This window comes from Novosphingobium sp. SG707 (assembly GCF_012275515.1).
Taxonomy (GTDB): Bacteria; Pseudomonadota; Alphaproteobacteria; order Sphingomonadales; family Sphingomonadaceae; genus Novosphingobium.
In genome coordinates this window covers 58094-74365 of the sequence record NZ_JAAZQL010000011.1, presented here as the reverse complement: position 1 = coordinate 74365, position 16272 = coordinate 58094, and the positions used below count along the sequence as shown (strand labels likewise).

The following is a 16272-nucleotide window of genomic DNA, read 5'->3' as shown; positions in this document are numbered from 1 at the left end:
TTTGACGGCAATGCTTCCCGCCAAGCACGGCAGCTCGTGATTTTCCCTTTGGCGTTACCCAGACTCCAACCGGAGTGCTGAACTTGCCCGGCGCTGGTTTGCCGACATGGACACGGTCGGCCGTAACCTGTTCACCTGATTCGAGATGGAGCGTCACCCACGGCTTGGGCATGCGCTCGAACTTCATCTTCTGAATGACCAAGCCCGTCGACGAATTCATGATGGTTGCTATGATACTCATGGTTTGTGCCGCTACCTTCATAGGCGCTCGTGGGTCTATACCTAAGCAGAAATAGCCCCAACTTTTTGAACCAGAGACCGCTATGGGTAAGCCTAATCAAGTCTCTAATCGCCCACTTATTGCGCTGGGAGGTGGGCGATCGGAAGGCAGCCGCGCCGCATGATGGTGCCTTAGGTTAGCGCTGGACGACCGTATCAGGCTTCTTCGTTGCGCCCCCTGCTTTCATACCAGTCCTGACGGCCTGTGTCCTCCACCGCCCAGATCCAGGCATCGTTGAAGGCTGCGCTCGAGCAGCTGAACTGCTGACGGGCCAGATCGCGATAGCTATCCTTGGTGTGCAGTTTGGGCTTGCCGTCGCTCATATGCAGGATCAGCCAGTCGCGGCATTTCTCCCGATTTTCCCTTGCTCGGGCGGCTTCAAGGGCACGGTTGGTTTTCATCGGAAATGTCCATCAGTGGTATGATCGGGTCTTGCATCAGCCATACCCGACGCTCGGTGGAAGACCAGCAGGAAAAGGGCAGCGGAGGCGATACATCCCCGACGGTCCTCAACTGCCGCGCCACCTTTGCATCCGCCTTTGCGCATTAGCATGGGATTGACCAATGCCCTGTACACGCAAAGAAGTCGGTCTACGTTTGCTTGATATCGCTTATCCCGATCCCCAAGGGGCTTATATAGCGTTTTGTGTGACAAATATTTGACCTGATACTGCAAGAGGTCTAACCCTCGCGGCCCTCATCTGCATGAGGACGATCATGGCCGAGAACAATTCCGAAGGTGCGCCCAACTTCATCGAACTGGCCGGCGATATTACCATCGCTTGGCTCCAGAACCCCAATGTGAATCCTGCTGCCGAGGATGTTCCTGCTTTCCTCAAGTCCATGCATCTGGCGATTGTCGGGCTGGACGAAGCGCCCGCAGCCGAGCCTGTACCCGAAGTCGTTGCTTACGAACCAGCGGTACCGGTGCGTTCCTCGATCAAGCCAGACTATCTTGTCAGTCTGATCGATGGACGCAAATACAAGACATTGAAACGGCATCTTGCGACCAACGGACTGACGCCCGATGAATATCGCGTGCGTTATGGTTTGAAGCCCGATTACCCGATGGTCGCGGCGAATTTTGCTGCGATGCGCCGCGAGATCGCCGAAAAGATCGGGCTTGGCCGCAAGAGTGCCGCTCGCCTCAATGATGCCGCCGGAACGGTCGCCGTTCCTGCAGAGACGCAAGAGGCGGCGCTTCCGGCGACGGAAGAAGATGCCGCTTCGAGCGTGACGGCAAAGAGCGTTGCCCGCAAGTCAAAGGCCAGAACCGAAAAGCTTCCTGTTGCCTCAACTACGGCCTCGCCGCCGCTTGCCGAGGCAAAAACTGTCGCCGAGACCAAGGGTAAACCCGCGCGTCCCTCTCGGAAAGTCAAGGAAGAGGCCTCGGCGCCCGTCGATGCGACTGTGCCTGCCGAACCGGTAAAACCGGTGGCGACCAGAAAGCGGCGTATGGCGCGTGAACCCGAGGCCGCTGCAAGCGCCATTCGCGCATCCAATGCGCCTGTTGCTGATCCGATCCCGGACGGCACGAGCGTGCGCAAGCGTAGCGCGGCAAAGGCAAAATCTGCCTCGTCGACCGAAGTTGAGGCCACCGGAAGCAACGCCGTTAAGCCAGCCAAGGCGAAGGCCGCCGCCGCGAAAACGGTTAAGGGCAAGGTGGCGAATCCGAAACCGGCAGTTACGCTCGAATCAGTTCCTGCCCCCGCCAACCATGGCAAAACGAAAAAATCGACTGCGAAAACCGAGGTTCCTGCCGCACAGGAAGCGTGACGCGCGGAATGGATGGATACGGAGCGGCGCCTGCCCCTGAAGGGACGGGCGCCGTTTTGCTTCGAGGTCTTGAATAAACAAGAACGACGACCGGTGCTAGACGGTGTCTTCCGAGGGGCCTGCAGCTCGACGCCTTTGGCACCGGATCTTGGTCATTCAACGATCAAGTTGCCAATGGTCACTCTCTATTGGGTCCGCGACAGTCGACTATTTCAGCAGGACTCACCACATTGGGATCAGTGCTGCTGTTCATCGCCAGCCCAACCGGCAGCGAAGTCCTGACCACCATAATAGACACCGAGTATCGCCACCTGATGGGCATCCACCGCATAGGCGATGATGACTCGGCGACGAAACGGAATGGTGTGCAGGCCTGGGCGAATGTCATCGCGTGGTGTCCCGCGATGCTGGAAAGCGGCAAGCCCTTCACAATGCTCGATGATCGCATTCGCAAAGCGCCCGGCGATTTCTCCCGACGCTTCTTACATAATATAGCGATATAGAGCGATCAGTTGGGCTTCTGCCTCCGGCGCGAATACGACCCGGTGCGGCATTGATCAGCGCGGTTTGGGGTCGTTATGATGCTCGGCGGCCAGCGCGGCCTTCACGTCACTGATCGATCTTACGCGAGCAGGGTCAGATTTAAGCGCATCATAGACAGGCGCGATTTCATTGCGCAGCCAGGCTTCAATGGCTTTGTCTCGGGCTTGCAGGGCCCGCAGGCCGTCACGGATCACTTCGCTTTCACTGGCATACTCGCCCGCAGCAACCTTGGCACGGACCTGCGCGGCCATTTCCATCGGCAGTGTGATGCTGAGTTGCTGAGTTGTGCGCATGGAACCATCCTTGAGGTGTCAATAGGATTTAATCCTATCAAAGGTGCAATTCAAGCGCCTGATCGTGCATCATCAGCGATGACGTTTGCTCCCTTGTACGTATTAAGCGCTCTTCAATACCAGCGACTTGATTGAGTCCCCGATTGGTCACATATTGACGCACGCGGGCCGGAACGCTGGCAGCCACCCGCAGGATAGTCCTGTCAGGTATATCGAAGCTCGACCCACGGGTCGGGCGCCAGTCGTCCGATCAGGCGACGACGCGGCCCACCTCACCCAAGATGATCTCCGGTTGCTTCCGGGGAGATCTCTGCCGTGCCGTGAGGATCCGTGGTTTCATGTCTTTCTATACCGAACGCCCCGATCGGGCGCGGCAGGTGAATGAACCTGTCCGCCGTGATGACCACGAGGCAGAGACCACAGACCTTAGTCAAATCTATGCTGTGGAGGCACCCAGACTTCGGCGCTATTTTCGCTCGCGCCTGCGCAGCGGAGATGACGCCAGCGATCTCGTGCAGGAAGCCTTTGCCAGACTGGTCGGCGCCATGGCGAAGGATATTCCGGAGCGACCGGCAGCCTATTTGCAGCGCATCGCGCGCAATCTGCTCTTCAATCGAACAAGGCGGCTGGAAAACAGGCTTGGACGCTTCCGCGTGTCCTTCGACGATGGCTATGAGCACGCAATGCCTCCGGACCAGGGTGACCGTCTCGAGGTGGCAGATGTGATGCGGATCTATCGGCAGGCCTTGAGCGAACTTCCTGACAAGACCAGAGAAGTCTTTCTCCTTCACCGGGTCGAAGAGCTCCCCTATAGGGAAATCGGAGAAAGGCTGGGCCTTTCCATCCCGACCGTGCAATATCATGTTGCACGCGCGCTCGCGCATATTGACGCTGCCCTGGAACAGGAATGATGGAAGAAGCTCAAACACCGCCTTCTCACGGGCAATTGCGCGATGAGGCGGCCGACTGGTTCACCATCATGCGCGGTCCCGAGGCCGAGACCCGCCGTCAGGAATTTGAAGCCTGGCTGGCGCGCGGCGCGCTGCACCGAATGGCGTATAACCGGATTGCCGAGACTTTCAGCCTGGGCAAATTTCTAAATGAAACCCGCGAAACCGAGAAGCCGGATCTGCCGAAACCCCAAAGAGAAAACCGTCGCGGGATGCACCTCGCGTTTGTCGGCACCGCTCTTGTCGGGCTGGCCGCAATCGGGGCCTTTCACTGGCATAGCGACTTTCCTGCCAGCAACCTCGTTTCATCGCCGCCGATTGCGGTATCACTTCCGTCAGGCGCCCAGCCCCAAAAACTCGCGACCGCCATTGGCGAAATTCGCTCCTTCAAACTTGCCGATGGCTCAACCGTCACGCTCGATACAGGAAGCCTGCTGCTGGTCTCGCTGAGCAAGGCTGAGCGCGACCTGCGCCTGGTTCGCGGCCATGCCCGTTTTGAAGTGGCTCACGAAGCCCGCCCCTTCGTCGTGTCCGCAGGCGGCGGCACCGTGACCGCGCGCGGCACCATCTTCGATGTGACCGTGGCCGATGATCGCCGGATCAAGGTGCACCTCCTACGCGGAGCTGTCGATGTCGCCATGGCTGACGCCAGAGGGCAATCGGGCGGCCCTCCGCTTCGTCTTACGCCCGGTCAGCAAATTTCGCTTGAGGAAGGCGGCGTGCTGCAATTGGCGCAGGCTTCGGACACGAACAATGGCGATGCGCAATGGCCGGATGGCTTGCGCGACTATGAGAATGTCCGGCTGGGTGATCTGATCGCTGATGCTAATCGCTACGCCGGCCAGCCTCTTGTTGCCGGCTCAGACGATGTGAACGAAATCCGGGTCTCGGGTACATTTCGGGTAACGGATACGAAGCATCTTGCGCAAAATCTTGCAGGACTTCTGGGGCTGACACTCGTTGCCTCTCCCAACAGCTTGTCCCTCGCCCGCTCGTGTCCGGCGGGCCCGCAAAATATTTGCCAGCCCCCCTCATAAACATGCCCCGCTGATTGTCGCTCCCCCCTGAACGCCGAATTTCAAGGCAATCGGCGCCATGGGGGTTAGTATGGCAAATGTTCGAAAGTACATCCTGAGTTCCACAATTGCCCTTTCAGCCATCGCGGTGCTCTCGCCGACGATGGCCGGGCCAGACGACAGACAAGAATACCATCTTCCCGAGCAGGATCTCGGGTCCGCGCTCAGGACCATCGGCCGCGCATCGCATCAGGAAATCATGTTCGAGAGGCGATCGGTCAAAGGCAAACGAGCCCCAGCGCTCGATGGCACCTATACGCCAGGCGAAGCTGTCGACATCCTGCTGCGCAATTCCGGCCTGACGGCCACCAGTCGCGATGGAAGTATCCTCATCGGGGAGCGATTTCTCCAGACATCCAAAGAAGTGAATGCGGGCAGTTCCGCCATTGTCGTCACCGGGTCCCAGATCCGCGGCACAGCCGCCACCGGGCCGTTGATCACGATCTCCAGCCAGCAGATCGCAACATCGGGCTATGGCAATCTGGGCGATGTGGTGCGATCGATACCCCAGAATTTCACCGGAGGCCAAAATCCGGGCATCGGAATTGGCATTCCGGTCGCCAATGGCGAGAATTTTGGTTCGGGAACTTCGATCAATCTTCGCGGCCTCGGGCAGGATGCGACGCTGACCCTCGTCAATGGGCACCGCGTGGCCAATGGCGGCAATCGCCAGAGCGTCGATATTTCCGCGATCCCCATCGATGCCATCGAGAGGATCGAAATCGTCACCGATGGCGCCTCCGCGCTTTACGGCTCCGACGCGGTGGCGGGCGTCGCCAACGTCATCCTCAAGCGCGACTATCAGGGCCTCTCAACCAGCGCGCGCTTCGGCCTTGCCACGGAGGGTGGTGACCGGCAGCAGCAGTATGATATCGTTGCCGGAAAAAGCTGGCGCAATGGCGGCGCGGTGGTCTCGTATGAATATGGCAAAGACACCGCCATCCTCGCCTCGCAGCGCTCCTATGCCGCCGTGACCAATCCCGGCCTGACTCTCTACCCTTTCATCCAGCACCAGAGCGCGATCATCAACCTCCATCAGGATATCGCCAAAAGCCTCACATTCAGCGTCGATGGCGGCTATAACTGGCGCACCGATCAGCGTGGCTATTCGCTGAGCACCGCAGCCAATGCCGCGGCCTATAATTCGCGCGTCCGGTCATCGTCCTTTTTTGCAGCCCCTACGCTGCAATGGGCAGCCTCGAGCAGTTGGCTGATTTCTCTCTCAGGCATGTACGGAGAAGACCGGGCCAGGCTGGTTCAGCAACTGACGAGCAACGGAACCACCTCGACAACGCAACTGACCTGCACCTGCAACACCGCCGTATCGGTTGAGCTGAAGGCCGACGGCCCGCTCCTCGAAATACCCGGCGGCATGGCGAAACTGGCGGTGGGCGGCGGCTATCGCCGGGATCGGTTCCGACAGGACAGCATGTATGCCGCCAGCAATTTCAAAGCCAGTCAGGCGGAGCGCTATGGTTTTGCCGAATTGCACATTCCGCTGGTGGGAGCCTCGCAGAATATTCCCTTCATCCGCTCGCTCGCGCTGAGCGCGGCAGCCCGATATGACAACTATCCTGGCGTTGACGAGGTCGTCACGCCCAAATTTGGCTTCGCTTACGCGCCGAGCGGGGATTTTGACCTGCGCGGATCATGGGGTCAATCCTTCAAGGTTCCCACTTTGTTTCAGCGATATACCGCGCAAAGCGCCAGCGTCTATGCCGTCGGTACATTGGGCGGCAGCGGATACCCTGCCGGATCGACCGCGATCTTTCTGCTGGGCGGGCGGCCCGACCTGTCGCCCGAACGCGCTGACACCTGGACCACGAGCCTCGCCTTCCACCCGGCGCGGGTGCGCGGCCTCAAAATCGAGCTGGGCTATTTCGATATCAGGTATCGTAATCGGGTCATCATGCCCATTTCCCTGCCGCAGCAGTCGCTTTCCAATCCGGCCTATGCCAGCGTCCTGACTTATAATCCCGCGACATCGGCGGTCACCAATGCGCTCGCCGACAAGGTCGTCTACAATTACTCGGGCGCGGCCCTCAATCCGGCCAATGTGGTGGCGATCGTCGATGATCGAAATCTCAACATTGCAACGCAGAAGCTGCGCGGCATCGACCTTTCTGCCGAATATCAGCATGCGATGAGTAACGGCGATCGCATCACGCTGTCGGCAACCGCCAGCTATCTCGACAGCGAGCAGAAACTGCTTCCCGGCGCGGGCACGATTACCCTGGCAGGAACCTATTATAACCCGCCCCATTTCCGCAGCCGTGTCGGTATGGCCTGGGACTCGTCAAGAGCCTCTCTTGCCGGTTTCGTCAATTACATCGGCGGAGTCAGCGACACCCGCTACACACCGGCAACGCCGGTCAGCGGGATGGCAACGCTGGATTTGAGCGGTCGTCTGCGTCTTGCAGGCGGCGCACTCGATGGCGTTGACATCGCGCTTTCGGCCCAGAACATCACGAACGCCGGCCCGGACATCACCCGTACCCGTGCGGCTTATGACGCCCCTTATGACACGACGAATTACTCGCCGGTCGGCAGGCTCATCGGCCTTGGCATTCGCAAGAACTGGTAACGCCTCCCACGACCTTAGCTCCCCACCCATCGCGCTGCCGTACCGCTGGGCGGCAGCCGCCTATGCTCGCCATCTGGATTTTTAAAATGCACAAAATCGCTTTTATGCCCGTCGCACTTTTTTGGGCAATGGGCTCCATGCCGGCAGTCGGAAAAACTGACGCGCCCACCGCCGCGCCGGTCACCTTGCAGGATCTGGTGGGGACGCGCACCCTCGACAGCGTGACCATCTCGCCTGATGGTCGATTGGCGGCCTTCCGGGTGATTACCCCGTCCCTCAAAAGCAACAGCGTCACCGTCCAGTGGTTCTGGGTCGAACTGCGTGGAAGCCACAAGGCAGCGGTCCCGCTTGGACATCCGAGCCTGCCGCTGCGGCAACCGATGTTTGACACGATCCTCGATGGTCAGGCGCAATGGGCAGAAGACGGCAAATCCCTCTATGTCCAGACGCTGCGGGGCAATAGGGTCACGATCAACCGGATCGCGCCCAAAGGAGGGGACGAGGTAGCACTGTCGGACGGCGCCGACATTGAGACATTCAGGATCTTGCCCGGCGAGCGCCAGGCCGAGATCGGCGTTCGCGCATCACGGCAATCAATCGATCAGGCCGAGGCACAGGAACACCGGGACGGCATTCACATTGATCGATCCGTATCGCTGGAAGGAAGCCGCCTTACCAGCAATTTCCTCATCGGCCATCGGTGGTCGACCATGCGCTATGTCGGCCAGGGCAATAGCGCGCGGGAGGCCTTTTCCGGCGAATTACGGCAGAAACTGGTGCCGTTGCGAGGGACTTTCAAGCGCGCGCCATTGATGGTGGCTCCAACCGGCACGCAATCCAATCCCGTCCTGTCGGGGGCGGGCAAAGGCGATGCCGACCGCACAATCTCGATCGCGTCAGGCAAGCTGACGGCGCGTCTGGTTCAAACCTCGCCGCCCGGAAAATTCCTGCAGGAGCCGACCTATCAGGTGGTTGCCCAATTGCCCGACGGCAGCGAGCGCGCATGCAGCGCAGCCTTCTGTTTCACCCATTCGGCCGCCCTGCGCGGCGTCAGCTGGAACCCGGCTGTACGCGAACTCGTCATCGCGCATGAGGCCGATTACTCCACCTGGACGGCGCTGTATGGCTGGAAGCCTGAGAGCGGAACCACGCGGGTCATTCGCGCTGCCGACGGCTCGCTCGATGGTGGATCGACCTACAGCAACAGGCCTTGCTCGGCACAAGGCGCCTATCTGTTTTGCATCCATGCAGGCCCCACTTCACCGCCCCGTCTTGTCCGCGTCGATACAACGAGAGGCGAAACGGTAACCTTGTTCGATCCCAATCCTGCCCTGCGGCAGCGCCAGTTCAATCCTGCGCGTTTTGTCACCTGGCGCAGCGCGGGCGGGGACAATTTCACCGGTTTTCTTGTAACGCCGCGCCATCAAAATGGGCCGGTGCCGCTGGTGATCACCAGCTATCGCTGCCGCGGCCTGCTTCGCGGAGGGTTTACCTCGCTGGCTCCCGAGCAAATGCTGGCGCAGCGAGGAATGGCTGCCCTGTGCGTCAATCACAACAATTCCGTCGGAATGACCGCAACGCCAGATGGCAAGCTGCAGACCCTTGCCCCGCATCTCGCCGCTATTGCCGGATACAAGGCCATCATCGACCAGCTTGCCGCTGAGAAGCTCATCGATCCCACGCGGGTCGGGCTCGCCGGACACAGCTTTACCAGCATGGTCGGCGCTTATGCGCTCAGCCACACCGACCTGTTCAAGACGGTCGTGATCGGCACCGGCATCACCATCGACCCGGCCACGATGATGTTCATCGATCCGGCTCGCCATGGCTGGAACACCGGGCTGCTCGACGTTCTGAACGTGCCCCATCCGCTTGATGACAAGGATGGAAGGTGGAAGGCGATCTCTCCGGCCCTCAACGCCGAAAAGATCAAAGGCTCGCTCCTGATCCAGACCCCGGAAAACGAATATCTTTCGGCCCTGCAACTGTTCTCGGCGATCCAGCATGCCGGCGGCGCTTCGGACCTCTATATCTACCCCAATGAGGGCCACCTGATAACCCGCGAGCCCGCCCACCAATTGTCCCGCATGCGGCGCTCGATCGACTGGTTCGACTTCTGGCTGCTCGATCACGCATCGGACAATGCAGCAAGCGCCGCCGATATCGTGCATTGGAGGGAGCTAAAGAGCGAGCTACCCGCCCCCAAGCCTCACGGCACATGATCGCGGCGCGATATATGCGGCGATGGCATGGCCCAGGCTCTGAGCCATGCCTCGACGTCCACCAGCGCCATGATTTCCATATAAGCCACGACATCGCGCGGATCAGGTCGCGCGAGAAAGGCCTCGAGGGCGTAGCGATCAACAATACCCTGTCCTGCCAGCATGCCCTCGAGCAGCAATGCTCTGATCGCCGGCAGGTTGGCCTCGAAAAGCTGCATCGCAAAGCCGGTCGGAGTGCCTTTGGATCGCCGCGTTACGATCGCGGGCGGCAGAAGGTCGGCAAAGGCTTCCCGCGCAAGGACGCGGTCCTGCCCGCCGCTGCACCACATCCAGGATGGAATAGTAAGGCAGTGTTCGACCACCGGCTGCGCCATCAGCGGCGCGCGCAAAGGATGCAGCCACTCCCGGCCAAACCCTTCGAGATGATTTTGGATCCCGGCCAGCCAGGCCGTATGCATGATCTTCCCGGGGACTTCATCCCCCGGCGGCGACAGCCATGGGTGCGACGGTGGCCCTGCGAGGCTCCGCACGAGATCGCGGGACAGGAAGCCTGTTCGCATGGGCCAGCGGTGCGGTTGGCCAACCTGCCGGATCTTGGAACGCGCGCCCGATAGCGCGGTAAGGACGCTGACCTCATTCAATCGCGCGACATCCATCAGGGTTTGCAGACTGCCAAGGCGCGAGCCCGCCACGATCAGGCGATCAGCAAGCGGGGCAACCGAATGGAGGAAACAGAACACATTATCGCCGCCCCCGCCCGTCATGAACTGGTCGGCGCCGAGCCTTGCCGCCAGTTCCTGATGCGCGCGGTCGCCCGATTGGGCAAAAGCGCGGGATATCGGACGCGGAAGATGTCTGGCTTCGCTGCGTGCAAGATCGACGAAGTCGACGCGTTCCGGTTCCTCCTTTAATTCGACGCCGAGGTGCCGGGCCAGCTGCCAGGCATAGGGACGTTCATCGCCCGCCGCCTGCCCGGTATAAAGCGTGAGGCATGTAAAACTCCGGCCCGAAGCTGCGAGCGCTGCCGCAACGATCGAACTGTCCAAACCACCCGAAACGGCGAGAAGTGTATGCCGGGCCTCCGACGCCCAGGCATCGGTACAGGCAATGATGCGACGGCGAAGCGTGGCCACCGCCTCTTCCCGGCTAGGCAGCGAACGGGCCTGACGCGTAAACTTCCACGGCGACCAGGCAAGGCTGCTCGATACGTTTCCGCGCTGGGCGGTAAGCCGCATCCCGGGCAGGATTTCATGGATCTGGCTAACAGGCGTTTGCTGCGCGCGGACCATCGGCCAGACGATATGAGCGGCAAGGGCTTCCCAATCTATGTCTGCCTTATGCCCCGAAGCGGCCTCAAGAATATCAGCGCGCGAACTGAAAAGAATGCGGTCCGGCTCAAGCCGATAGAAGCATGGGCATTGCCCGGATGGATCGCGGATCGCCTGCAGGCTGCCCCCCTCGCCGTCCGGAACGAACCCGACATAGGCTCCCCAGAAATCCTCGATCAGGGCTTCGCCCCGAGTGGACGATAGGCGTTGCCACTCCCCGGCACTGAAGCGATCGATGATTTGGACAGGATTGGTTCCCTTGAACAATCGCCCGATGACCAGAAGGCCGCTGTCGGGATCAAGTTGAAGCACTTGCCCGGGACTGGCGAAGAGGGATAATTGGCGCCCCTGATGAACAAGACCCAGCCCCAGATTTCCGCCAAGCCGGTTGAGGTCATCATGGCCGCGGCCGGCAGCAAAGCTCCATGCAACAAGATAGTCGGCGCGCATCAGACCACCAGAATTGGTGTGTAATTTCCAATTCCCTCAAGTGTGTCATTGAGCACAAGGCCGCCATGCTGCAACCAGCAATGGGCGCGAAAGGGCCTCGTCGCCACCCCGAAGACCAGATTGGCCGGCACCCTATGGGCAAGCAGGCAGCGCATCATGGCCAGCGATCGCAGCAGGCACTGATCGTAGCGGGTGACCAGGGCATTGAGCCGGTAAAAGGCCGCAGCAATGGCTCGCGCGCGGCGATGTGCGCTTGCAACCTCCGTGCCGGTGAAGCTCTGCTTCCGGTCCCGTATTTGAGCCAATATTCCCGCAAGATCATGCCGTCGCAGCGCATAACGGGCCCTGCCCAGAGCAAGGATTGCCTGAAGCAGATCGTGGGCCGACCAGCCAGACAGATCCCGATCGTCAAATCCGCAGGTTGGTTCGACCGGAAGCGAGCAAGGGAGGATCGCGCCTTGCTCCTCCTGCTGGGCGATGATGCCCGCCTGGAGCAGCTTCGCCATGCCCGGCATATCGCGGCCATCGAGGGGTTCATGCATGCGCAACCGGTCAAAGGAAGAGGCCAGCGAGGGCGGCAACATCACATAGGTGTTGCTTGCGATATCCATGAGGATGACCTGGTCCTCGGGCACGCAGAACGACCATTTCTCGCCAAGGGACAAGCCCATCCATCCTCTCCCATCGGGATTTCGATCGGGCGCCAAAGGAATTGCCGCCCATGGAAGTTGGCGACGCGCCGAAAAACAACGCGCCGCCGGAAGGATCAGTCGTCGGAGAGACCCCCGCCGCCGAAATTGCCCTGATTGTCGAGCTGGGGCACATTGGAAATGCCCTTGGTTTCCTCGGTGACTGCACCGAGAACGATGAGTTCATCACTCAGATGTTCGCGTTCCATTGCCATCTCCTTCATTCAACGCTGCACCATTGCAGCCCGATCAAGGTACGGTGGAAGGCCTGGCGCCGCCGAATCTATTAGATCCCGCGTAAGCGCCTATCTCGGACCGGCAGGCCCGCTGGCGGTCAGCCGGCCAGAGAATAGTTTCTGAAATCTATCGGTTTTTTGCTGAATTGATCAGTTCGGCGATCCGGCCGACCCGCCTGATCCGTCGCCGATGGTAGGCCCACAGGATCTCATAGCGGTCGAGACCCGAACCCGAAGCGGTCGCGGTCTCGACCATCTGCAGCTCAGGCCCAAGATTCGTAAGGACCGCGCCCTCATGGAGCCGGGCGACATAAAGCCTGTCGGTCGCCAGTCTGAGCGCCCGGGCATATTCGCGATTCGGTGCTGCCTTGGCCAGCATGCGGAAGCAATTCGTCATCGCCAAAGGGATCTGAGCGAGATCGACCAGCGCCATGTCAGAAGAGGAAATGGGCATGGCCTGAACCGGCTTTTGCACCTTGAGGATGAGGCGAACCAGATGGCTGTGCCAGTGATAGAGGTCGAGCAGACTATCGGCACTGATCGCAGGAATCCGGTAGCCGCCGCCCGTGCCGATCTCGAGAAGCTCCTCGCCGACCAGACGCTGCGCCGCATCGCGAAACGGCGAGACCGATACGCCATATTCTTCGGCCATGAGGCGCTCGATCACCGTCGATCCGGGAGCGAACCGACCGGAGAGAACATCGCCCTTCAAAAGGCCGTAGGCTCGCTCCGCCGCAACAGGTCTGGGTGACATCATGACCTGTCCCGCCTTTTATCGCTCACGCGAACCCGGCTGAACAGGCTTGCTGGCCAGACGCGCAAGCGCCGAGACCTGATGGCGCTCTACCGCCGCAAGCATCTCGCGTTCGAGATCCCATAGATCGTCCTGCATCAGAAGTTCGTGCGGAACGGCCATCTTGTGCTCCATTGCCATGAGAGGAATGAACAGATGCGGCGTCGTCATCCGCAACGCATGAGCGCAGCGGACATGGTCTTCGAACTTCGATGTGGCGACACCGCCTTCGATTTCGCGCAGCCATCTTTCGCTGCGTCCGACAATTTTTGCCAGAAACTGCTGCGAGACGTGCTCGCGGCGTCGGCGTCGTTCGATGAGCTTGCCGGAAAGCTCCTTGATCAAGGCGAATATTTCAACATCAGTCGCTTGCGGACTTTGAAGCGTCATCTGCAGGTCCCCCTGACAGCGTCTCAAAGGCCCAAGCGCATTGCCCTATAGGTGAAGAGTGTTGCATTAAAATCCGCCCGTCAATGAGGAGAAGCTCCTGTAAACGGCAGCATTTTTCGTCACGCCAGAAAAATGGTCGTACGCGCGTACCTATGGATTGCCCATGCGCCCGGGAGGACGACCGATCTCACCGGCAACGGCGCAAAAGGTGCGAAGAAGCTCCTGATCGGAAGCAGTTTCCATATGGTTGAGGGCGGCGAGGAAGATTTTCCAGGTCTGGGGCGCGGGATGAACGAGCCCGCTTTCCTCAATGCGCCGTGCAATCTCCTGGACCACGCCGGACAGGGTCGGCGACGTCCCGACATAACGGACAAGGCGGCCCCCATAGGCCTCGATATCCAGGGCGAGCAATTCCCCGGGCAGATCCTGCTCCGGGCACAGACGCAGCAAGGAAGCGGCGACATACAGCGTGCTGCCATAGGGCAGGAAATCCCCGACTGTGCCGCATAGTCGGCTATGGCAGCGCAGGAATAAGTGAATGCCGCTTTGCGACAATTGCAGCTTGTAGGCTCGCGATCGCGGGTTTGCCAATTTTCACTCTCCAACTGACGACGCGCCCCTGCCTCCCGAAGACAGCGCTCGTCGGCACAGGGCGATTCTGTGCCGCCACGCAAAATCCTGCAAAAGAACAAAGGACGAAACCGGAAGTGTATTTCCGGTTTTCGGAAATGGATTGCCGATAACCGGCAATGGATTTCCTCAAACCGGAACTCCATTGCCCCCTCTCTTGCGGGGCGGGGGCCGATGTCGGCACTCAAGTCCATGTCGAAACGACAGACCTGAGCGGTCAGCCCAAACGATCGGCAGATCCAGCTCAACGCGTTTCGACCCCGGCAGTCCCTTGAGGGACCACAATGGAGGTTTCGCTCATGTCAAAAACGCGCATCCGTCGCGTGAGCCTGCTCGTCGCTTTCGCAATCGGCACTATGCCTTTCTTTGAGGCCCGGGCGCAAGACACGCATGCCGGCAAAGCCGACCGCGAAAAGGCGCTGGCCTTGGCCGCGCAGGCTGCCCAGCAACAGCTCCATCAGACCTTCACGAACCTCAAGTTCGAGGATTTCGGGCCATCGCCGGTCCATGGCCCCATCTATCAGGCCAATGCCGGTGGCAGGATCATCTATTACGCGCCGCAAAGCGAGCATCTGCTCTTCGCCTCGGTCTATGATAAGAACGGGGTCAATCTGACGGCGCTGGCGCAGGAACAGGGCGCTTCGCGCCGCCTCAAGGCCATCGACCCGGCCAAAGCCCTGGCGATCGGTCCAGAAGGCGCGCCGACGGTGATCGAGTTCACCGATCCCGACTGCACCTATTGTCAGGCGCTCGAACGCTTCTGGAACACCAAAGCTGCTGAGGGCAAACCGGTGCGCCGCCTCGTCTTCTTCGTGAGCGGCATCCATCCCACCGCGGCTGCCAAAGCCGAGCATATCCTTTGCTCGCCGGATAAGGAGGCCGCTTTCCGCGCTGCCTATTCGGGCCAAACACCGCCGATCCTGCGGCAATGCGAGGCCGGGCACACCAGAGTGGCGCAGGATGCCGAGCTGGTCGGCCGTGTCGGCATTTCCGGCACGCCGACCCTGATCGTCGATGGCAAGCTCATCTCGGGATTTCAGCAGGCCGAACTCGAAGCCTTTCTCGACCGGCATGCCAAACCTGCGCTCAAGGCCGCTTCCGATGCAGCGCGCTGATCGCGTGCAGCATCAGGGCTGCAGCCGGTCGCACACACTCTTTCTGGCGGGCGTCCTGCCCTGTGCCGCGCGGCACGGGCGGATGAACCAGGATGCCGGAGGCGACGGGCTCCCGGAGCCGTCCACCGACGCCCCGGCCGACACCGATCTGTCATCGATGCCGGCAGGCATATCGCGGGCGGCTCCATTTCCAAGGAGTAGTACCATGATGCGCAAATATGGTTCGCGCGCGCTTGCACTGGCCAATTTCGGCCTCCCTTTTGCCGTGATGACCCTGATCGCCGGTCCCGCCCATGCCTTCCAGGCACCGGCTCAGGGCGATCTCGGCTACGACATTTACGATATCGTCGTGAACAAGGGCGTGAAGGGGCCGCTTGGCTTTGTGGGCGGTGTCGCCGCCTTCCTGTTCGGGGTCAGCCGCCTGTTTTCGAACATCATGATCGGCATCCCGACCATTGTTGCCGCTGTCTGCCTGATCAAGGCCGACAGCATTCTCCAGACCTTCGGGATGGTCGTCTGACCCATGCGGCGCGCCTGCGTCAGGGGTGACCCGATCAGCGCAGCGCTGCCGCCAACGAGCTGGGGACCGATGGTCGGTTCCTGGAAACCGACACCTTCGCAGGTGTCATGAAGCAGGAGGAGAAGGGCCATGGACGAGCGCCTTCCGCAATATCTCCATCGACCGGTTCAGATCCTGTGGTTCGGATCGGACGAGTTCATGCTGGCCACCTCGAGCGTGTTCGTGGCGGCGATCGTGGGCGGAATGCTCGGATGGATGCTCATCCTGGCTCTTCTCCTTTTTATTCCCTGGAAGCGCAGCAAGCCGCGCGGGTTTTTAGCCCATCTGGCGTGGCGCTGGGGCCTTGTCTCCTTCCCTCACTATCCGGGTCCGACCCAAACCCGTTTCTTCGAGTAGG

General features: G+C 60.5%; 17 protein-coding genes and 1 pseudogene. 8 read left to right on the top strand and 10 right to left on the bottom strand.

All coding sequences use genetic code 11. The annotated features are described in order from the left end of the window. Nucleotides 1-46 precede the first annotated feature (46 nt). Both FHW92_RS25915 and FHW92_RS22345 read right to left on the bottom strand, forming a co-directional pair. Nucleotides 47-241, bottom strand: a pseudogene (locus FHW92_RS25915) (hypothetical protein); the annotation flags it as partial. Nucleotides 242-435: 194 nt separating this feature from the next. After that, nucleotides 436-681, bottom strand: a complete 246-nt coding sequence (locus FHW92_RS22345) for a hypothetical protein (protein WP_168605500.1) — start codon at nucleotides 679-681, stop codon at nucleotides 436-438. A gap of 316 nt (nucleotides 682-997) precedes the next feature. Between FHW92_RS22345 and FHW92_RS22340 the strand changes: the two genes are divergently transcribed. Further along, nucleotides 998-2056, top strand: a complete 1059-nt coding sequence (locus FHW92_RS22340) for a MucR family transcriptional regulator (protein WP_168605499.1) — start codon at nucleotides 998-1000, stop codon at nucleotides 2054-2056. A 236-nt stretch (nucleotides 2057-2292) separates the two neighbouring features. Here FHW92_RS22340 and FHW92_RS25910 read toward each other — a convergent pair whose 3' ends face one another. Continuing rightward, entirely contained in the window at nucleotides 2293-2496 is a 204-nt protein-coding gene (locus tag FHW92_RS25910) for a hypothetical protein (protein WP_349237740.1), read from the bottom strand. Nucleotides 2497-2613: 117 nt separating this feature from the next. Then, nucleotides 2614-2892, bottom strand: coding sequence for a type II toxin-antitoxin system ParD family antitoxin (locus FHW92_RS22330; RefSeq protein ID WP_168605498.1), 279 nt, complete (start codon nucleotides 2890-2892; stop codon nucleotides 2614-2616). A gap of 338 nt (nucleotides 2893-3230) precedes the next feature. Here FHW92_RS22330 and FHW92_RS22325 point away from each other — a divergent pair, with 338 nt between their 5' ends. From FHW92_RS22325 to FHW92_RS22310, 4 genes are all read left to right on the top strand, one after another. Beyond that, nucleotides 3231-3803: an RNA polymerase sigma factor gene (locus tag FHW92_RS22325; protein WP_168605497.1), complete on the top strand. Its 573-nt coding sequence runs from the start codon at nucleotides 3231-3233 to the stop codon at nucleotides 3801-3803. Beyond that, nucleotides 3800-4879, top strand: a complete 1080-nt coding sequence (locus FHW92_RS22320) for a FecR domain-containing protein (RefSeq protein ID WP_168605496.1) — start codon at nucleotides 3800-3802, stop codon at nucleotides 4877-4879. The genes FHW92_RS22325 and FHW92_RS22320 overlap by 4 nt, the downstream gene beginning before the upstream one ends. 238 nt (nucleotides 4880-5117) lie before the next feature. After that, nucleotides 5118-7502: a TonB-dependent receptor gene (locus tag FHW92_RS22315; RefSeq protein ID WP_168605495.1), complete on the top strand. Its 2385-nt coding sequence runs from the start codon at nucleotides 5118-5120 to the stop codon at nucleotides 7500-7502. 62 nt (nucleotides 7503-7564) lie between these two features. Continuing rightward, on the top strand, nucleotides 7565-9724 hold the full coding sequence (locus FHW92_RS22310) for a prolyl oligopeptidase family serine peptidase (RefSeq protein ID WP_168605494.1): 2160 nt from the start codon (nucleotides 7565-7567) through the stop codon (nucleotides 9722-9724). On the opposite strand, the gene FHW92_RS22305 is transcribed toward FHW92_RS22310, so the two are convergent. The 6 genes from FHW92_RS22305 to FHW92_RS22280 form a co-directional block, all read right to left on the bottom strand. Then, complete coding sequence (locus FHW92_RS22305; RefSeq protein ID WP_168605493.1) at nucleotides 9712-11502, bottom strand: asparagine synthase-related protein; 1791 nt, start codon at nucleotides 11500-11502, stop codon at nucleotides 9712-9714. The two genes, FHW92_RS22310 and FHW92_RS22305, sit on opposite strands and share 13 nt — an antisense overlap. After that, on the bottom strand, nucleotides 11502-12173 hold the full coding sequence (locus tag FHW92_RS22300) for a lasso peptide biosynthesis B2 protein (RefSeq protein ID WP_168605492.1): 672 nt from the start codon (nucleotides 12171-12173) through the stop codon (nucleotides 11502-11504). Before FHW92_RS22300 ends, FHW92_RS22305 begins: the two co-directional genes overlap by 1 nt. 95 nt (nucleotides 12174-12268) lie before the next feature. Then, nucleotides 12269-12400: a benenodin family lasso peptide gene (locus tag FHW92_RS22295; protein ID WP_168605491.1), complete on the bottom strand. Its 132-nt coding sequence runs from the start codon at nucleotides 12398-12400 to the stop codon at nucleotides 12269-12271. 154 nt (nucleotides 12401-12554) lie between these two features. After that, nucleotides 12555-13181 (bottom strand): GntR family transcriptional regulator, encoded by a 627-nt coding sequence (locus FHW92_RS22290; RefSeq protein ID WP_246870369.1) that lies wholly within the window; start codon nucleotides 13179-13181, stop codon nucleotides 12555-12557. 18 nt (nucleotides 13182-13199) lie between these two features. After that, on the bottom strand, nucleotides 13200-13610 hold the full coding sequence (locus tag FHW92_RS22285) for a transcriptional regulator (protein WP_168605489.1): 411 nt from the start codon (nucleotides 13608-13610) through the stop codon (nucleotides 13200-13202). A gap of 150 nt (nucleotides 13611-13760) precedes the next feature. Continuing rightward, on the bottom strand, nucleotides 13761-14165 hold the full coding sequence (locus FHW92_RS22280; protein ID WP_168605488.1) for a hypothetical protein: 405 nt from the start codon (nucleotides 14163-14165) through the stop codon (nucleotides 13761-13763). A gap of 374 nt (nucleotides 14166-14539) precedes the next feature. Between FHW92_RS22280 and FHW92_RS22275 the strand changes: the two genes are divergently transcribed. From FHW92_RS22275 to FHW92_RS22265, 3 genes are all read left to right on the top strand, one after another. Beyond that, nucleotides 14540-15355, top strand: coding sequence for a DsbC family protein (locus FHW92_RS22275; RefSeq protein WP_246870364.1), 816 nt, complete (start codon nucleotides 14540-14542; stop codon nucleotides 15353-15355). A 205-nt stretch (nucleotides 15356-15560) separates the two neighbouring features. After that, nucleotides 15561-15875: a hypothetical protein gene (locus tag FHW92_RS22270; protein ID WP_168605487.1), complete on the top strand. Its 315-nt coding sequence runs from the start codon at nucleotides 15561-15563 to the stop codon at nucleotides 15873-15875. A gap of 129 nt (nucleotides 15876-16004) precedes the next feature. Then, entirely contained in the window at nucleotides 16005-16271 is a 267-nt protein-coding gene (locus FHW92_RS22265; protein ID WP_168605486.1) for a type IV conjugative transfer system protein TraL, read from the top strand. Nucleotide 16272: the final 1 nt, after the last annotated feature.